We start from the raw sequence: 17,211 nt of genomic DNA on the forward strand, positions 1-17,211 counted from the left end.
CCCGTAATAGGAGAGAGGACGACGGTACGGCGGCCCGAGTGCGGGACGAGAAGCTGACCGTCAAGGAGGTCATCGTTGACCTCAAGATAGCCCCGTCGACTTTCTACCGGTGGCGCCAACTCGGCAAGGCCCCTCGCGCGATCAAGCTGCCGAACGGAGATGTCCGAATTCGGCGGTCCGAGTACGACCGGTGGCTCGCGGAGCGGGAGGACGCTGCGTGAGCGGGGAGAACGGCACTCCGGTTGGGCGGGCTCGTGGATCCGCCCGACCGGGGTACTCCTTCGACATCAAGCTGTGGAAGGTCACCAAGACAGGCCGGAAGTCGAGCCCCTACCGCCTGCGTTGGGTGGTCGGCGGACAGGTGCATGGCGGCACGTTCACCACGTCCGCGCTCGCTGACAGCCGGCGAGCTGAGCTACGACAGGCCATGCGGCGGGGTGAGGCATTTGAGATCGCCTCGGGTCTGCCTGAGTCCGAGGTGCGGGCAGCGGCTGAAGTGGCTGAAGCGGCTGCGGTCAAGCCGGCGTTGCGGTGGTTCGAATTCTGCCGGAAGTACGTTGCTGGGCGGTGGCGTACCAGCGCGGCCAAGACCCGCGAGGGCATGGCAGACGGTCTTGCAGCCGTGGCGCTGGCCATGGTGATCCGCGGGTCAGACACTCCCGAGGACGCACGCCTGCGACTGGCCTTCCGATGGGGCATCGTGCCCGCGAACGCAGGGCAGGACCCGCCGGCGGAACTGAAGTCCGCCTACGAGTGCCTCACGGCGGATCGGCCCGTCACTGACCTGCTTGATCCCGAGGTCTTCGAGGGCGTGGCATATCGCCTCGGCTACTTGCTGGACGGAAAGCCGGCGGCCCGAGAGACGTACAAGCGGCGCCGCCGTGCCCTGAACACCGCTCTCGAACACGCGGTGGCCACGGGAGAGCTTTCGGAGAACCCACTCCAGAAGATCCGCAAGAAGCAGGTGGGCTCCAGCGACGTGGTGGACCCGAGGGTTCTCGTGAACGCCGTCCAGGGCCGGCAGTTACTCACCGCCGTCTCCTATGTCGGCTCATGGGACCGCAGCCGTGGGCGCCGCCTGGTGGCGTTCTACGCGGTCCAGTACTACGCCGGGCTGCGGCCTGCCGAGGCCGTAGGACTCCGGTTGTCGGACTGCCACCTTCCGGAAACAGGCTGGGGCACGCTGACGCTGCGGGAGACACGCCCCGTCTCCGGCAAGCAATGGACCGACTCCGGGGAGCGGCACGACCGCCGGGGCCTGAAGGCCCGCGAGGCATCTACCGACCGGCCCGTCCCCATCCCGCCCGTCCTGGTCACGATCCTTCAAGCGCATCTGGAGACGTTCGGGACGGCCAAAGAGGGGCGCGTCTTCGGCAATGAGCGCGGGGGAGTGGTCGGCTCGTCGACCTATTGGCGTGTGTGGGAGGAAGCACGGGTTTACGCGCTGCCGCCGGACCGTGTCGATTCGCCGTTGGCCGGCCGCCCGTACGACCTGCGGCACGCGTGCATCACACGGTGGCTGAATGCTGGCGTCCCGATCGCCGAAGTGGCCCGGCGGGTCGGTAACTCCCCGGAGGTGATCCATCGCCGGTACCACGGCTGCATCGACGGCCATGAGGAAGCGGCCAACGTAAAGATCACAAAAGCGTTGGAGGAGGAGGGCGATACGACCTAGCGATAGAGGTGGCCTCCTGGGGCGGCCCTAAAAGACGCTTCCCTAGGAGGCCTGCTCAGGTTCTCTGAGGGCTCGTGCAGCAAGGTTCAGGAAATCTGACCAGGGCGCATGAAGCTCTGCCCGGCGAGCGCGAAATGTCTCCTGGTGAATGTCTGTTGGAGTCCCAGAATTCACCGCTGCCTCCCACATGGCCCATGATTCGTAGACATGCCTGATCAGATCATGGATGCGCTGGCCGAGGACCCGGGCTTGATCAGGCCCCCAGACTCCCAGGCGAAAGATAGCTCGAACGAACGTTTCGTTCGATGTCATGAACTCTTCGTGCAATGAAGCCGACGGCATATTTCCGAGGGCGAGCTTTACGCCAGCGGCCCCCAGGGCTCGATCCATGGTTGTGAGTTGATCAACGGCGTCCATCAAGGTCGACATGCGTTGCTCACGGGCCCAATGGCGATGCTCGGCCGACTCTTGTCCCGCAACCTGAGCGAGGGTGGTTTCGAGTGCCTTCGTAGCGCCTAGGCGGGCACCCCGCATGGCGCCGACAGCTGCAGCCAAAGCGCCGAGCAGTCCACAGCCTCCGGCGATCAGGACCGCCAGCCCTTCATCCATCGCACCATCCTCATCCCGCGGTTGAGCGCGGCGTGGCCGCGGCTTACGGCTGATGAGTGTGTCGGAGGTGTGTCGCAAACAGCGAGCGACAACGAGAGAGGGCGAGGGACAGTGAGACTGTCCCTCGCCCTCTAATGTCGGCATCCGCCCTGATCAGCGCACTATCTCTGCTGCTCCTTGGCGAGTGCCCCCGGCAGGATTCGAACCTGCGCACACGGCTCCGGAGGCCGTTGCTCTATCCCCTGAGCTACGGGGGCGTGTCGTCCGCGTGGCGCGGTGACGGGTAGAACATTACCAGCTTCCGTAGGGTGATCCGCAACGTCGTTCGGCGGGGTTCCGGGCGCCGGGGCCGGGCGGGGGTAGCGCACCGGGTGGGGGAGTGCGGGGCGGTCGGGGAAAGCTCGCCCGCACGGGGTGGAAGTGGGGAAAACCCGGACGCAGCGTGGCGGGCGCGCTTACTCTCGGGGTGTGCCTGGCTTGTCCGGCCGGGTCCTTGTCGTCGACGACAACAAGGTCATCCGGCAGCTGATCAGGGTCAACCTCGAGCTCGAAGGCTTCGAGGTCGTGACCGCGGCCGATGGTGCCGAGTGTCTGGAGATCGTGCACCGCGTGCGTCCTGATGTGGTGACGCTGGATGTCGTCATGCCCCGGCTCGACGGGCTGAACACGGCCGCCCGGCTGCGCGCCGACGCCCGTACGCACGACATACCGATCGCGATCATCAGCGCCTGCACCCAGCTGGAGGTCGAGAGCGGCCGTTCCGCCGGGGTCGATGCGTTTTTGGCGAAGCCGTTCGAGCCGGTCGAGATGGTGCGGCTCGTGCGCAGGCTCATGCGGCGCCGCAAGGGGGAGCGGGGCGACGGGGTTCCGGGGGCCTCGGCCCCCGGGGATGCAGGGGTCGTGCGCGGGATCCAGTCCGTCTGCGGGGCGGAGGCCTTCCAGGGGCGTGAGTAGTCCGCCCCCGAGCTGCTGGTGATCCGCCCAGGCCTCGTGCGCGCGCCTCCGTCGCCCGGGCCGCATCCGGGTTCCGGTGACGCCGCGCCGTCTCGGTCGGCGAAACCCATTCGCCCCGGCCCCACCCCTCTCCCCTAGGCTTGGCCCCGTGACCCCGGCCGATCTCTCCCGCACCGTGCTGCACGCCGTGCACTGCGCCGTCGAGGCCGACGAGCTGCCCGCCGCCGTGCCCACGCGGGTCACCGTGCGGGTCCCGCCCCGCCCGGGGTGCGGTGACTACGCCACCAACGTCGCCCTGCGCGTGGCCCAGGACACCGGCCGGCCCGCCCGCGAGGTCGCCGAGGTGCTCCGCAAGCGGCTGGCCGCGGAGCCGGGGGTCGCCCGGGTCGACATCGCCGGGCCCGGATTCCTCAACATCACTCTTGAGGGGACCTCGTACGTCCGGCTCGTGCGGGACGTGCTGCGCGCGCCCCCCGCCGCCGCGCCGCTCCCCCTGCCCGCCCCCGACCCCGGCCTCCTCGCCCGTCTCGGCCCCGACGCCGCCCGCTGGAGCCTGCTGTGGCCCGCCGGCTTCGACCGCGCCGAGCTCCTCGCCCAGCGCGACAGCAACCCCCTCTTCCGGGTGCGCTACGCCCACGCCCGTACGCAGGGGCTGCTCCGCAACGCACGGGATCTCGGGTTCGGTGCCGAGCCCGCCGACGCCGGCCTCGACGGCGCCGCCCCGCTGCTCGCCGCCCTCGCCGACCACTCCCGCATCACGGCCGCCCGTGACCCCGAGCGCCTCGCCCGGCACCTCGACCGGACCGCCGGCGCCTTCCTGACGTGGCAGACCGGCTGCGCCGTCCTGCCCCGCGGTGACGAGAAACCCTCGGCCGTCCACCGCGCCCGCCTGGCCCTCGCCGAGGCCACGGGCAACGTGCTGGCCGACGGCCTCCACCAGCTCGGCATCACCGCACCTGCACACCTCTGAGGGGATCAGAGACCATGAGCCGTTCCGCCCACCCCGCCGGGCCCCGCTACGCCGACGTCCTTCCCGAGGGGCACTACACCGCCCCGCCGGCCGACCTCAACGCCCTCGAACCGAAGGTGTGGTCGCGCACGGCCGGCCGCGGCGAGGACGGGGTCGTCACCGTCGGCGGCATCCCCGTCACCCGCCTCGCCGAAGAGTTCGGCACCCCCGCCTACTTCCTCGACGAGAGCGACTTCCGGGCCCGCTGCCGCGCCTGGCGCGACGCCTTCGGGGCCGACGCCGACGTCTTCTACGCGGGGAAGGCGTTCCTCTCGCGGGCCGTCGTGCGCTGGCTGCACGAGGAGGGGCTGAACCTCGACGTCTGCTCCGCCGGTGAGCTCGCCACCGCGCTGGACGCCGGGATGCCCGCCGAGCGCATCGCCCTGCACGGCAACAACAAGTCCACCGAGGAGATCACCCGCGCCGTCGAGGCCGGCGTCGGACGGATCGTCCTCGACTCCTTCCAGGAGATCGTGCGCGTCGCGCACGTCGCCGAGCGGCTCGGCAAGCGCCAGCGCGTCCAGATCCGGGTCACCGTCGGCGTCGAGGCCCACACCCACGAGTTCATCGCCACCGCTCACGAGGACCAGAAGTTCGGCCTCGCGCTCGCCGGCGGGCAGGCCGCCGAGGCCGTCCGCCGGGCGCTGAAGCTCGACGGCCTGGAGCTCGTCGGCATCCACTCCCACATCGGTTCGCAGATCTTCGACACCTCCGGCTTCGAGGTCGCCGCCCACCGCGTCGTCGGCCTGCTCAAGGAGATCCGCGACGAACACGGCGTCGAACTGCCCGAGATCGACCTCGGCGGCGGCCTCGGCATCGCCTACACCGCCGACGACGACCCGCGCGAGCCGCAGGAGATCGCCACGGGCCTGCGCGAGATCGTCACGCGCGAGTGCGCGGCCGCCGGTCTCGCCGTGCCGCGCATCTCCGTCGAGCCGGGGCGCGCCATCGTCGGCCCGACCGCCTTCACGCTCTACGAGGTGGGCACGGTCAAGGAGCTGCCGGGCCTGCGCACGTACGTCAGCGTCGACGGCGGTATGTCGGACAACATCCGCACCGCCCTCTACGACGCCGAGTACACCGTCGCGCTGGTCTCCCGGGCGTCCACCGCCGCGCCGATGCTCTCGCGCGTGGTCGGCAAGCACTGCGAGTCCGGCGACATCGTCGTCCGGGACGCCTTCCTCCCCGCCGACGTGGCGCCGGGCGACCTGCTCGCGGTGCCCGCCACCGGCGCCTACTGCCGCTCGATGGCCAGCAACTACAACCACGCGCTGCGGCCGCCGGTGGTGGCGGTGGCCGACGGCGCGGCCCGTGTGATCGTCCGGCGCGAGACCGAAGAGGACCTTCTTCGTCTCGACGTCGGCTGACGGAAACAACGGAAACATAAGTCTCGGATACTGGACGGGGGGCGGAATCCCTCGTCCAGTGAGTGAGACTGGTGCACAACCCAAGATGTATGAGGCTGTATCGATGAGAAGCAGGGGTCGGATGATGCGTACGCGTCCGCTGAAGGTGGCGCTGCTGGGCTGTGGAGTCGTCGGCTCTGAGGTGACGCGCATCATGACGACGCACGCCGACGACCTCGCGGCCCGCATCGGTGCGCCCGTCGAGCTCGCCGGCATCGCCGTCCGCCGGCCCGGCCGGGTCCGCGCGGGGGTGCCCGAGGAGCTCATCACCACCGACGCCACCGCACTGGTCAAGCGCGGTGACATCGACGTGATCATCGAGGTCATCGGCGGCATCGAGCCCGCCCGCTCCCTGATCACCACGGCCTTCGAGCACGGCGCAAGCGTCGTTTCGGCCAACAAGGCGCTGCTCGCGGATGACGGCGCGGCCCTGCACGCCGCCGCCGAGAAGTACGGCGCGGACCTCTACTACGAGGCCGCCGTCGCCGGTGCCATCCCGCTGGTCCGGCCGCTGCGCGAATCGCTCGCCGGTGACAAGGTCAACCGGGTGCTGGGCATCGTCAACGGCACGACCAACTTCATCCTCGACAAGATGGACTCCAGCGGCGCCGGCTACTCCGAGGCGCTGGACGAGGCCACCGCGCTGGGCTACGCCGAGGCCGACCCGACCGCCGACGTCGAGGGCTTCGACGCCGCGGCGAAGGCCGCGATCCTCGCCGGGATCGCCTTCCACACCCGCGTCCGCCTCGACGACGTCTATCGCGAGGGCATGACGGAGGTCACCGCGGCGGACTTTGCTTCCGCAAAACAGATGGGCTGCACGATCAAGCTGCTGGCCATCTGCGAGCGGGCCGCGGACGGGCAGTCGGTCACCGCCCGGGTGCACCCGGCGATGATCCCGCTCAGCCACCCGCTGGCCTCGGTGCGCGAGGCGTACAACGCGGTCTTCGTGGAGGCCGAGGCGGCCGGGCAGCTGATGTTCTACGGCCCCGGCGCGGGCGGCTCGCCCACCGCCTCGGCGGTCCTCGGCGACCTCGTCGCCGTCTGCCGCAACAAGCTCGCCGGGTCCACCGGCCCCGGTGAGTCCGCCTACACGCGACTGCCCGTGAGCCCGATGGGCGAGGTGGTCACGCGCTACCACATCAGCCTCGACGTGGCCGACAAGCCGGGCGTCCTCGCCCAGGTCGCCACGGTCTTCGCCGCGCACGGGGTGTCGATCGACACCGTCCGCCAGACGGGCAAGGACGGCGAGGCCTCCCTCGTCGTGGTCACCCACCGCGCCGCCGACGCCGCCCTCACGGCGACGGTCGAGGCGCTGCGCAAGCTGGATACGGTCCGCGGTGTCGCGAGCATCATGCGGGTTGAAGGGGAGTAACAAAAGCAATGTCCGACAACAACGGCCGTCCGGCCTCCCGTACCCACCAGTGGCGCGGCATCATCGAGGAGTACCGCGACCGGCTCCCGGTCACCGCGGACACCCCGGTGGTCACCCTCCGCGAGGGCGGCACGCCGCTCGTCCCCGCACAGGTGCTCTCCGAGCGCACGGGCTGTGAGGTCCACCTCAAGGTCGAGGGCGCGAACCCCACCGGCTCCTTCAAGGACCGTGGCATGACCATGGCCATCACCCGGGCGAAGGAGGAGGGCGCCAAGGCCGTCATCTGCGCCTCCACCGGCAACACCTCCGCCTCCGCCGCGGCCTACGCCGTGCGCGCCGGCATGGTCTGCGCCGTCCTGGTCCCGCAGGGCAAGATCGCGCTGGGCAAGATGGGCCAGGCCCTGGTCCACGGCGCCCGCATCCTGCAGGTCGACGGCAACTTCGACGACTGCCTGACGCTGGCCCGAGGCCTGTCCGAGCAGTACCCCGTGGCGCTGGTCAACTCGGTCAACCCGGTGCGCATCGAGGGCCAGAAGACCGCCGCGTTCGAGATCGTCGACGCGCTCGGCGACGCGCCCGACATCCACGTCCTCCCCGTCGGCAACGCCGGCAACATCACCGCCTACTGGCGCGGTTACCGAGAGTACGCCGGGGACGGGATCGCCTCCCGCACGCCCCGCATGTGGGGCTTCCAGGCCTCCGGTTCGGCGCCGATCGTGCGCGGCGAGCCGGTCAAGGACCCGCACACCATCGCCACCGCCATCCGCATCGGCAACCCGGCCTCGTGGCGGTTCGCCGAGCAGGCGCGCGACGAATCGGGCGGCCTCATCGACGAGGTGACCGACCGCCAGATCCTCGCCGCGTACCGTCTGTTGGCCTCGCAGGAGGGCGTCTTCGTCGAGCCGGCCTCGGCCGCGAGCGTGGCCGGTCTCCTCAAGGCCGCCGAACTCGGCCTGGTCGACCCCGGGCAGCGCATCGTCTGTACGGTCACCGGCAACGGCCTCAAGGACCCGGACTGGGCGGTGGCGGGTGCGCCCCAGCCGATTACCGTTCCGGTGGACGCGGTCGCTGCCGCGCAGCAGCTCGGGCTCGCCTGACCTTCCAGGCGTCCGCCAGTGGGGCGGGACGGGTGCGGGTACGCCGTCAGGTTGTGCCCACCCGTCCCGCCCTGCGGGACGATTGCCCACAACCGGGTGCGGGGGACCGGGCGGCCCCGAGCCCGCCTGCCCCACCGCCCGCAAGCCCGCCGCAGGCGACACGCATCGTGCGCCTCCCGTGCGCCCTATGTCGCCGCAGAACCTTCCTTCGATAGGCTGTACTCACTCCGCCCCGTCGCAGACCGCTGCCGTGACCCACGGCATCGCCGTCGCGGCCCTTGCGGATGTTGCACGCCCACCAAGGCCAGACCAAGGAGAGTCATCGAGCGATGGCCGGTCCCGCGTTCCGCGCCGCCGCTGTCCGCGTGCGCACCCCTGCCACCAGCGCAAACCTCGGCCCCGGCTTCGACGCCCTGGGCCTCGCGCTGGGGCTGTACGACGACGTCGTGGTCCGGGTGGCCGAATCCGGGCTGCACATCGACATCGCCGGGGAGGGCGCCGACACCCTCCCGCGCGATGAGAGCCATCTCCTCGTACGGGCCCTGCGCACGGCCTTCGACCTGCTCGGCGGCCAGCCGCGCGGCCTGGAGGTCGTCTGTGCCAACCGCATCCCGCACGGGAGAGGCCTCGGCTCCTCCTCGGCCGCCATCTGCGCGGGGATAGTCGCGGCCCGCGCCGTGACCATAGGCGGGGCCGAAAAGCTCGACGACGCGGCGCTGCTCGAGCTGGCCACCGAGATCGAGGGACACCCCGACAACGTCGCCGCGTGTCTGATGGGCGGTTTCACCCTGGCGTGGATGGACGCCGGAGTGGCGCGGGCCATTCGGATGGACCCTGCGGATTCCATCGTTCCGGTGGTCTTCGTGCCGTCCCGGCCGGTGCTGACCGAGACCGCCCGCGGGCTGCTGCCGCGCAGCGTCCCCCATGTGGACGCCGCGGCCAACGCCGGCCGGGCCGCCCTGCTGGTCGAGGCGCTCACCAGGCGCCCCGAGCTGCTGCTGGCGGCCACCGAGGACCGGCTCCACCAGGAATACCGCGCCCCGGCGATGCCGGAGAGCGTGGCCCTGGTCAACCGACTGCGCGCGGACGGCGTCCCCGCGGTCATCTCCGGCGCGGGACCCACGGTCCTCGCGCTGGCCGAGAGCGGTGCGGCCGACAAGGTCGCACGACTGGCGGGCGAGGGGTGGGCGGCCAACCGGCTGGCTCTCGACGCCGGGGGGACGAGCGTGCTGCCGCTCGCCTGACAGCGGAATCCGGGCGAAACCCGGCCCCGCGAAAAATAGCGGTTGCCGGTCTTGGAGAGGGGGAATGTTTGTGGGATCCGGTAGTGTTAACCTCAAGTCTGCACTCGACGCCACATCGGCTCGGTGCTCTGTGTCCCGATCAGGGGCCGCTTTTCTTCCGGGAGCCTCCCAAACTGCCTGAGCAGCCTGCCTGAGCAGCTTCGAGCACGCTCCGGAATCGGCGTGGGTGACATGAGTGAAGCCGATACTCCATGTCTTCACCTCATTCTTCACGCCGGACCAATGAACTGATTCTTCCGCCGTACCAGCCGTACCGGCGGACCACCGCCCCGGCCCGGTCCGCAAACCGCCAGACCGTAGCCGGACAGCACAACCGGTCGCCGAGCCAGACAGGCCGACGCCCGCTCCAGGGAAGGACCCCTTCGTGAGCGACACCACCGATCTGATGGGCGTGAACGCCGGCGCCACCGGCAATGCCTCCGCGCCCGCTACGGACGCTCCCGCCGCGCCTGCCACCGGTGCTGCCACCGCCCCCAAGCGGCGCCGCTCGGGCACGGGCCTCGACGCCATGGTCCTGGCCGAGCTCCAGCAGCTCGCCTCGAGCCTCGGTATCAAGGGCACCGCGCGGATGCGTAAAGGCCAGCTGATCGAGGTCATCAAGGAGAGGCAGGCCGGCTCTTCCGCCGCGCCCGCCAAGACCGAGGCGGCGGCATCCTCCGCGGATGCCGAGACCAAGCCGAAGCGCCGCGCCACCTCCAAGGCCCGTACGGGTGAGGTGGCCGAGAAGGCCGAGGCCAAGCCCGCCGAGAAGGCTGCTGCCGCGCAGCAGCAGATCGAGATCCCGGGCCAGCCGAGCAGTGACGAGCAGCCGGCCGCCGAGCGCCGCCGCCGCCGGGCCACCGCGCCCGCCGGCAGCCCCGAGGGCGCCGAGGTCAAGACCGAGGCCCGCGCCGAGGAGCGCACCGAGGCCAAGGCCGAGACCGCGCTGGACACCGCCGAGGGCAAGGCCGCCAAGGGCGACCGCCAGGACCGCGCCGAGCGCGGCCAGAAGGGCGACCGCCGTGAGCGCGGCGAGCGTGGCGAGCGCGGCGAGCGCGGTCAGCGCGACCGCCGTGAGCGCGGCAACCGCGACGACGCCGGCCAGCAGGGCGCCGGCCGCCAGCAGCGCGACGGCCGCGGCGCGCCCCAGGGCCCCCAGGGCGGCCCGCAGGACGAGGACGACTTCGAGGGCGGCCGCCGTGGCCGCCGTGGCCGCTACCGCGACCGCCGTGGCCGCCGTGGCCGCGACGACTTCGGCAACGAGCCGCAGGTCTCCGACGACGACGTCCTGATCCCCGTCGCGGGCATCCTGGACATCCTCGACAACTACGCGTTCATCCGTACCTCCGGTTACCTGCCGGGCCCGAACGACGTCTACGTCTCCCTCGCCCAGGTCCGCAAGAACGGCCTGCGCAAGGGTGACCACGTCACCGGTGCCGTGCGTCAGCCGAAGGACGGCGAGCGCCGCGAGAAGTTCAACGCCCTCGTCCGCCTCGACTCGGTGAACGGCATGGCGCCCGAAACCGGCCGCGGCCGCCCCGAGTTCAACAAGCTCACCCCGCTCTACCCGCAGGACCGCCTGCGGTTGGAGACCGACCCGGGCGTGCTGACGACCCGGATCATCGATCTGGTCGCCCCCATCGGCAAGGGCCAGCGCGGTCTGATCGTGGCCCCGCCGAAGACCGGTAAGACCATGATCATGCAGGCGATCGCCAACGCGATCACCACCAACAACCCCGAGTGCCACCTGATGGTCGTCCTGGTCGACGAGCGTCCGGAAGAGGTCACCGACATGCAGCGGTCGGTCAAGGGCGAGGTCATCTCCTCGACCTTCGACCGCCCGGCCGAGGACCACACCACCGTCGCCGAGCTGGCCATCGAGCGCGCCAAGCGCCTCGTGGAGCTGGGTCACGACGTGGTCGTCCTGCTGGACTCGATCACCCGTCTGGGCCGCGCCTACAACCTGGCCGCCCCGGCCTCGGGCCGCATCCTCTCCGGTGGTGTCGACTCGACTGCGCTCTACCCGCCGAAGAAGTTCTTCGGTGCCGCGCGCAACATCGAGGACGGCGGCTCGCTGACCATCCTGGCCACCGCGCTGGTCGAGACCGGCTCGCGCATGGACGAGGTGATCTTCGAGGAGTTCAAGGGCACCGGCAACATGGAGCTCAAGCTCGACCGGAAGCTCGCCGACAAGCGCATCTTCCCCGCCGTCGACGTGGACCCCTCGGGTACGCGCAAGGAGGAGATCCTCCTGGGCGGCGAGGAGCTGGCGATCGTCTGGAAGCTGCGCCGGGTGCTGCACGCGCTCGACTCGCAGCAGGCCATCGAGCTGCTTCTCGACAAGATGAAGCAGACCAAGTCGAACGCCGAGTTCCTGATGCAGATCGCGAAGACCACGCCCTCCTCGGGCAACGGCAACGACTGATCCGCATCCCAGCGGCTCCAGGAGGCCCCTCGTCACCTCGGTGGCGGGGGGCCTCCGCCGTGATCTTCCTGTGACATTCTGAGATCTGCGCCACAGCCCTACGGCTCCGCACTGGCCGGAATCATCGCCTCACATTTGGCCGAAATCGCAGGTGGCGAGGGGTAGTAGTGATCGCCGGCCGCTCCGCCCGGAGGAGCATTTCTAAGACGGTCCTCAGAAAACGCTGTGCAACCCTGTCGCAGACTTCCCCGTCAATCAGCGCAGGGGGGACAAGCCGGGGCGAGGCCCGGGGACCGTGGAGGACTGAGGAGCGCATGGCCGACGAGAGCAGGGGCACGTCAGCGGGTTCGCACCGCCGCCGTGCCGGGGGGACCCGCGGCCGGCGCCGCAAGGCCCGCCCCCGCCGCAAGGGCTGGCGAATAGCTGCCTGGACGGCCACCGGTGTGGTCCTCGCCGGCGGTGCCGGAGCGGGGTTCCTCTACTACAAGTTCAACGGGAACCTCAGCAGCGTCGACATCAACGCGGCCCTGGGCAAGAACCGGCCGCAGAACGTCGACAACGGCTCGCAGGACATCCTCGTCCTCGGCTCCGACTCCCGGGCCGGCGACAACGGCAAGTACGGCAGGGACGAGGGCAGCTCCCGCTCCGACACGGCGATGATCGTGCACGTCTACGCGGGTCACAAGAAGGCCAGCGTCGTCTCGATCCCGCGCGACACCATCGTCGCCCGCCCCGCGTGCACCACCCCCGACGGCAAGACCAGCCCGGCGGTCCAGCGCGGCCAGTTCAATGAGGCGTACTCCATCGGCGGGGCGGTGTGCGCGGTCAAGACCGTCGAGACGATGACCAAGATCCGCATGGATCACTACCTCGAGGTCGACTTCGCCGGCTTCCAGAAGCTCATCGACAAGCTGGGCGGCGTGGAGGTCACCACCACCAAGGCCATCCACGACAAGTCGAGCCACCTCGACCTCGACGCCGGCAGTCACAAGCTGAACGGCGAGCAGTCCCTCGGCCTCGTCCGTACCCGCAAGGCCGTCGGCGACGGCAGCGACCTCGGCCGGATCAAGCTCCAGCAGGCGTTCATCAAGGCGCTGCTGGACCAGGTCAAGCAGGTCGGGCTGTTCACCAGCCCCACCAAGCTCTACGGGATCGCCGACACCGCCACCAAGGCGCTCACCACCGACCGCGAGCTGGCCTCGGTCGACAAGCTGTACTCCTTCGCAAGCGGTCTCAAGGGGATCGGCTCCGGCGACATGCACATGGTGACGCTGCCGGTGGGCGACGACCCCGCCGACCGCAACCGGGTGATCCCGCTGACGGAGGCGAGCGAGCAGATCTGGACCGCGCTCCGCTCCGACCGGCCCATCCCGCAGTCCGCGCTCCAGGACGGCGCGGGCGCGAAGACGGGCGCCGAGGACGTCGTCAAGTGAGCCCTGCGGCCGCACGGCACCCGAGCCGTCCGGCCGCCGGACCCCCGCTGACCAGGCACCGGACCCCTTGGGAATAACCGGCCGCGACCTCCCGTTTTGGGGGATGCGGCCAGTACTGGCAAACTGGTCCGTCGGCCCCGGTTCACGTAAGGCAATCCCGCCTCTACGACCCGGAGCCCTCCCGAACCTAGGAGACCCCTTGAAGCGCGACATCCACCCGGAGTACGTCGAGACGCAGGTCAGCTGCACCTGTGGCGCCTCGTTCACCACCCGTAGCACCGTCGCCGACGGCACCATCCGTGCCGACGTGTGCTCCGAGTGCCACCCGTTCTACACGGGCAAGCAGAAGATCCTCGACACCGGTGGCCGCGTGGCCCGCTTCGAGGCCCGCTTCGGCAAGGCCGCCGCTGCCAAGAAGTAGCGACCCGCAGGCGCCGGTCCTCGGTCGCCCTCCGCGTGCGAGGGCGACCGGACCGGCGCTTTGTCGTCCAGCAGGCCCGTCACTTCCAGCAGCTAGGGAAACCCCATGTTCGAGGCAGTCGAGGAACTGATCGGCGAGCACGCCGACCTCGAGAAGCGGCTCGCCGACCCCGCCGTGCACGCGGATCAGGCCAACGCCCGCAAGCTCAACAAGCGCTACGCCGAGCTGACGCCGATCGTCGGGACCTACCGCTCCTGGAAGCAGGCCGGGGACGACATCGAGACCGCTCGCGAGTTCGCCGCCGACGACCCCGACTTCGCCGCCGAGGTCAAGGACCTGGAGAAGCAGCGCGAGGAGCTCACCGAGAAGCTCCGCCTGCTCCTCGTCCCGCGCGACCCCAGCGACGACAAGGACGTCATCCTCGAGATCAAGGCCGGTGCGGGCGGCGACGAGTCCGCGCTGTTCGCCGGTGACCTGCTGCGGATGTACCTGCGCTACGCCGAGCGCGTCGGCTGGAAGACCGAGATCATCGACACCACCGAGTCCGAGCTCGGCGGCTACAAGGACGTCCAGGTCGCGGTGAAGACCAAGGGCGGCAACGGCGCCACCGAGCCCGGCCAGGGTGTGTGGGCCCGGCTGAAGTACGAGGGCGGCGTCCACCGCGTCCAGCGCGTGCCGGCCACCGAGTCCCAGGGCCGCATCCACACCTCCGCCGCCGGCGTGCTCGTCACGCCCGAGGCCGAGGAGGTCGACGTCGAGATCAACATGAACGATCTGCGCATCGACGTCTACCGCTCCTCCGGCCCCGGCGGCCAGTCCGTCAACACCACCGACTCCGCCGTCCGCATCACCCACCTGCCGACCGGCGTCGTCGCCTCCTGCCAGAACGAGAAGAGCCAGCTCCAGAACAAGGAGCAGGCCCTGCGCATCCTGCGCTCGCGGCTGCTCGCCGCGGCCCAGGAGAAGGCCGAGGCCGAGGCCGCCGACGCCCGCCGCAGCCAGGTGCGCACCGTCGACCGCTCCGAGAAGATCCGGACGTACAACTTCCCGGAAAACCGCATCTCGGACCACCGCGTCGGCTTCAAGGCGTACAACTTGGACCAGGTGCTCGACGGCGAGCTGGACCCGGTGATCCAGGCGTGCGTGGACGCCGACTCCGCCGCCAAGCTCGCCGCCGCGGGCTGACCGCAGACCGCAAGCCCGTCCGCGACCGCCGGAACGGCCCCGCCCGGGGCCGCCCACGGGCCGGGGACGACGATACGAAGACGCGAGAGGACCACTGTGAATCTGCTGCTCGCCGAAGTGGCGCAAGCCACTCAGCGGCTGGCCGACGCCGGCGTACCTTCTCCGCGCTTCGACGCGGAGGAGCTCGCCGCCTTCGTGCACGGCGTCAAGCGGGGTGAGCTGCACCAGGTCGCGGACGCCGACTTCGACGCCCGCTACTGGGAGGCCGTCGCCCGCCGCGAGGCCCGGGAGCCGCTCCAGCACATCACCGGCCGCGCCTTCTTCCGCTACCTGGAGCTCCAGGTCGGCCCCGGCGTCTTCGTCCCCCGCCCCGAGACCGAGTCGGTCGTCGGCTGGGCCATAGACGCCGTACGGGCCATGGACGTCGTCGAGCCCCTGATCGTCGACCTGTGCACCGGCTCCGGCGCCATCGCCCTCGCCCTCGCCCAGGAGGTGCCCCGCTCGCGCGTGCACGCCGTCGAGCTGGACGAGACCGCCCTCGGCTGGGCCCGCAAGAACACCGAGGGCTCCCGCGTGACCCTCCACCACGGCGACGCCCTCACCGCGCTGCCCGAGCTCGACGGCCAGGTCGACCTCGTCGTCAGCAACCCCCCGTACATCCCGCTCACCGAATGGGAGTACGTCGCCCCCGAGGCCCGCGACCACGACCCGCAGCTCGCCCTCTTCTCCGGCGAGGACGGCCTCGACACCATCCGCGGCATCGAGCGCACCGCCCACCGGCTGCTGCGCCCGGGCGGCGTCGTCGTCATCGAGCACGCCGACACCCAGGGCGGCCAGGTCCCGTGGATCTTCACCGAGGAGCGCGGCTGGGCCGACGCCGCCGACCACCCCGACCTGAACAACCGCCCCCGCTTCGCCACCGCGCGGAAGGCCATGCCGTGACGACGGCACCCCTGACATCTGCCCTGTTCACCCCGTTCGAGGAGGTCCGTTAATGGCACGGCGATACGACTGCAGCGACGCGACCGACCGCAAGACCGGCCTGCGCGAGGCCGTCGCCGCGGTGCGCCGCGGTGAGCTGGTCGTGCTGCCCACCGACACCGTGTACGGCATCGGTGCGGACGCCTTCAGCCGCGAGGCCGTCGGCGATCTCCTGCAGGCCAAGGGCCGCGGCCGCGGCATGCCCTCGCCCGTCCTCGTCGGCTCCCCGAACACCCTGCACGGCCTCGTCACGGACTTCTCCGAGCAGGCCTGGGAGCTCGTCGACGCCTTCTGGCCCGGCGCGCTCACCCTCGTCGCCAACCACCAGCCGTCCCTGACCTGGGACCTGGGCGAGACCCACGGCACCGTCGCCGTCCGGATGCCGCTGCACCCGGTCGCCATCGAGCTGCTCACCGAGTTCGGCCCGATGGCCGTCTCCAGCGCCAACCTCACCGGCCACCCGGCGCCGCAGGACTGCGACGCCGCCCAGGAGATGCTCGGCGACTCCGTCTCCGTCTACCTCGACGGCGGCCCCACCCCCGCCGACGTGCCGTCCTCCATCGTGGACGTCACCGGCAAGGTCCCCGTGCTGCTGCGCGCCGGTGCGATCAGCGCCGAGCAGCTGCGCGAGGTGGTACCCGACCTCGAGGTGGCGAATTGATCGCCCCGCAGGGGCGTGGCATAGCGGGACCGGACACGGCGGCCAAGGCCGACACCTTCCGCATCCTCCACGTCAGCACCGGCAACGTCTGCCGCTCGCCCATCACCGAGCGGCTGACCCGCCATGCCCTCACCGACCGGCTCGGCGACCCCTTCGGGGGCGGCCTGGTGGTGGAGAGCGCCGGCACCTGGGGCCACGAGGGGGCCCCGATGGAGGCGCACGCCGCCACGGTCCTCGCCGACCTCGGCGCCGACCCGGACGGGTTCACCGGCCGCGAGCTGCTCGACGAGCACGTCATCCGCGCCGACCTCGTCCTGACCGCCACCCGCGACCACCGCGCCCAGGTCATCTCCATGGGCCACTCGGCCGGGCTGCGCACCTTCACGCTGAAGGAGTTCACCCGGCTGGTGCGGGCCATAGACCCCGCGACCCTCCCGGACCCCGAGCGGGCCGGCGGCGTGGTCGAGCGGGCCCGCGCCCTGGTGCAGGCCGCCGCCGCCCTGCGCGGCTGGCTGCTCGCCCCGAACGCGGAGGCCGACGAGGTCCACGACCCCTACGGCGCCCCGATCACCTTCTTCCGCTCCATCGGCGACGAGATCAACCAGGCCCTCGACCCGGTCCTCACCGCACTCACCGGGCGCTCCGCCCGGTCCTGACCGCCTGCGCCGGCGCGGGCGCGGGCCTACATTGGGTGACA

Annotated in this window: 16 protein-coding genes and 1 tRNA gene; 15 read left to right on the forward strand and 2 right to left on the reverse strand. The window is 70.9% G+C overall.

Annotation, left to right across the window (positions count from 1 at the left end; all coding sequences use genetic code 11):
• Window positions 1-38 precede the first annotated feature (38 nt).
• Both FGW37_RS22225 and FGW37_RS22230 read left to right on the forward strand, forming a co-directional pair.
• Complete coding sequence (locus FGW37_RS22225; RefSeq protein ID WP_246430839.1) at window positions 39-221, forward strand: helix-turn-helix transcriptional regulator; 183 nt, start codon at window positions 39-41, stop codon at window positions 219-221.
• On the forward strand, window positions 218-1,675 hold the full coding sequence (locus FGW37_RS22230; RefSeq protein ID WP_179082657.1) for a tyrosine-type recombinase/integrase: 1,458 nt from the start codon (window positions 218-220) through the stop codon (window positions 1,673-1,675). The genes FGW37_RS22225 and FGW37_RS22230 overlap by 4 nt, the downstream gene beginning before the upstream one ends.
• A gap of 42 nt (window positions 1,676-1,717) precedes the next feature.
• Here the strand turns inward: FGW37_RS22230 and FGW37_RS22235 are convergent, their stop codons facing one another.
• Complete coding sequence (locus tag FGW37_RS22235; RefSeq protein WP_179082658.1) at window positions 1,718-2,284, reverse strand: hypothetical protein; 567 nt, start codon at window positions 2,282-2,284, stop codon at window positions 1,718-1,720.
• A 185-nt stretch (window positions 2,285-2,469) separates the two neighbouring features.
• Window positions 2,470-2,541, reverse strand: a tRNA-Arg gene (locus tag FGW37_RS22240).
• 163 nt (window positions 2,542-2,704) lie between these two features.
• Between FGW37_RS22240 and FGW37_RS22245 the strand changes: the two genes are divergently transcribed.
• The 13 genes from FGW37_RS22245 (at window position 2,705) to FGW37_RS22305 (ending at window position 17,170) form a co-directional block, all read left to right on the forward strand.
• Entirely contained in the window at window positions 2,705-3,238 is a 534-nt protein-coding gene (locus tag FGW37_RS22245; RefSeq protein ID WP_179082659.1) for a response regulator, read from the forward strand.
• 148 nt (window positions 3,239-3,386) lie between these two features.
• Complete coding sequence (gene nrtL, locus FGW37_RS22250) at window positions 3,387-4,208, forward strand: ArgS-related anticodon-binding protein NrtL (protein ID WP_179082660.1); 822 nt, start codon at window positions 3,387-3,389, stop codon at window positions 4,206-4,208.
• Between the two features lie 14 nt (window positions 4,209-4,222).
• Window positions 4,223-5,614, forward strand: coding sequence for a diaminopimelate decarboxylase (lysA, locus tag FGW37_RS22255; RefSeq protein ID WP_179082661.1), 1,392 nt, complete (start codon window positions 4,223-4,225; stop codon window positions 5,612-5,614).
• A 121-nt stretch (window positions 5,615-5,735) separates the two neighbouring features.
• Window positions 5,736-7,028 carry a homoserine dehydrogenase gene (locus FGW37_RS22260; protein WP_179082662.1) on the forward strand — a complete coding sequence of 431 codons (1,293 nt, stop codon included), beginning with the start codon at window positions 5,736-5,738 and terminating at the stop codon, window positions 7,026-7,028.
• An 8-nt stretch (window positions 7,029-7,036) separates the two neighbouring features.
• Entirely contained in the window at window positions 7,037-8,125 is a 1,089-nt protein-coding gene (thrC, locus tag FGW37_RS22265) for a threonine synthase (RefSeq protein WP_179082663.1), read from the forward strand.
• Window positions 8,126-8,454: 329 nt separating this feature from the next.
• Window positions 8,455-9,369, forward strand: a complete 915-nt coding sequence (gene thrB / locus FGW37_RS22270; RefSeq protein WP_179082664.1) for a homoserine kinase — start codon at window positions 8,455-8,457, stop codon at window positions 9,367-9,369.
• Window positions 9,370-9,793: 424 nt separating this feature from the next.
• Window positions 9,794-11,833, forward strand: coding sequence for a transcription termination factor Rho (gene rho / locus FGW37_RS22275; protein WP_179082665.1), 2,040 nt, complete (start codon window positions 9,794-9,796; stop codon window positions 11,831-11,833).
• 314 nt (window positions 11,834-12,147) lie between these two features.
• Complete coding sequence (locus tag FGW37_RS22280) at window positions 12,148-13,266, forward strand: LCP family protein (protein WP_179082666.1); 1,119 nt, start codon at window positions 12,148-12,150, stop codon at window positions 13,264-13,266.
• A gap of 199 nt (window positions 13,267-13,465) precedes the next feature.
• Window positions 13,466-13,687, forward strand: a complete 222-nt coding sequence (gene rpmE / locus FGW37_RS22285) for a 50S ribosomal protein L31 (protein WP_106679164.1) — start codon at window positions 13,466-13,468, stop codon at window positions 13,685-13,687.
• A gap of 105 nt (window positions 13,688-13,792) precedes the next feature.
• A complete protein-coding gene (gene prfA / locus FGW37_RS22290; RefSeq protein WP_179082667.1) occupies window positions 13,793-14,872 on the forward strand; it encodes a peptide chain release factor 1 in 1,080 nt (359 codons plus the stop codon).
• A 96-nt stretch (window positions 14,873-14,968) separates the two neighbouring features.
• Window positions 14,969-15,814, forward strand: coding sequence for a peptide chain release factor N(5)-glutamine methyltransferase (prmC, locus tag FGW37_RS22295; RefSeq protein WP_179082668.1), 846 nt, complete (start codon window positions 14,969-14,971; stop codon window positions 15,812-15,814).
• Window positions 15,815-15,866: 52 nt separating this feature from the next.
• Entirely contained in the window at window positions 15,867-16,514 is a 648-nt protein-coding gene (locus FGW37_RS22300) for an L-threonylcarbamoyladenylate synthase (RefSeq protein ID WP_179082669.1), read from the forward strand.
• A complete protein-coding gene (locus tag FGW37_RS22305) occupies window positions 16,511-17,170 on the forward strand; it encodes an arsenate reductase/protein-tyrosine-phosphatase family protein (protein ID WP_179082670.1) in 660 nt (219 codons plus the stop codon). Before FGW37_RS22300 ends, FGW37_RS22305 begins: the two co-directional genes overlap by 4 nt.
• The last annotated feature ends 41 nt before the right edge of the window (window positions 17,171-17,211 follow it).

The sequence above is a fragment of the Streptomyces rectiverticillatus genome, from assembly GCF_013394065.1.
GTDB classification, from domain to species: Bacteria; Actinomycetota; Actinomycetes; order Streptomycetales; family Streptomycetaceae; genus Streptomyces; species Streptomyces rectiverticillatus.

Bases quoted from the DNA above. Each gene is read 5' to 3' on its own strand.
- thrB (WP_179082664.1), top strand. From the start codon at position 8,455: ATGGCCGGTCCCGCGTTCCGCGCCGCCGCTGTCCGCGTGCGCACCCCT.
- prfA (WP_179082667.1), top strand. From the start codon at position 13,793: ATGTTCGAGGCAGTCGAGGAACTGATCGGCGAGCACGCCGACCTCGAG.
- FGW37_RS22280 (WP_179082666.1), top strand. From the start codon at position 12,148: ATGGCCGACGAGAGCAGGGGCACGTCAGCGGGTTCGCACCGCCGCCGT.
- lysA (WP_179082661.1), top strand. From the start codon at position 4,223: ATGAGCCGTTCCGCCCACCCCGCCGGGCCCCGCTACGCCGACGTCCTT.
- FGW37_RS22300 (WP_179082669.1), top strand. From the start codon at position 15,867: ATGGCACGGCGATACGACTGCAGCGACGCGACCGACCGCAAGACCGGC.
- thrC (WP_179082663.1), top strand. From the start codon at position 7,037: ATGTCCGACAACAACGGCCGTCCGGCCTCCCGTACCCACCAGTGGCGC.
- FGW37_RS22235 (WP_179082658.1), bottom strand. From the start codon at position 2,284: ATGGATGAAGGGCTGGCGGTCCTGATCGCCGGAGGCTGTGGACTGCTC.
- FGW37_RS22260 (WP_179082662.1), top strand. From the start codon at position 5,736: ATGATGCGTACGCGTCCGCTGAAGGTGGCGCTGCTGGGCTGTGGAGTC.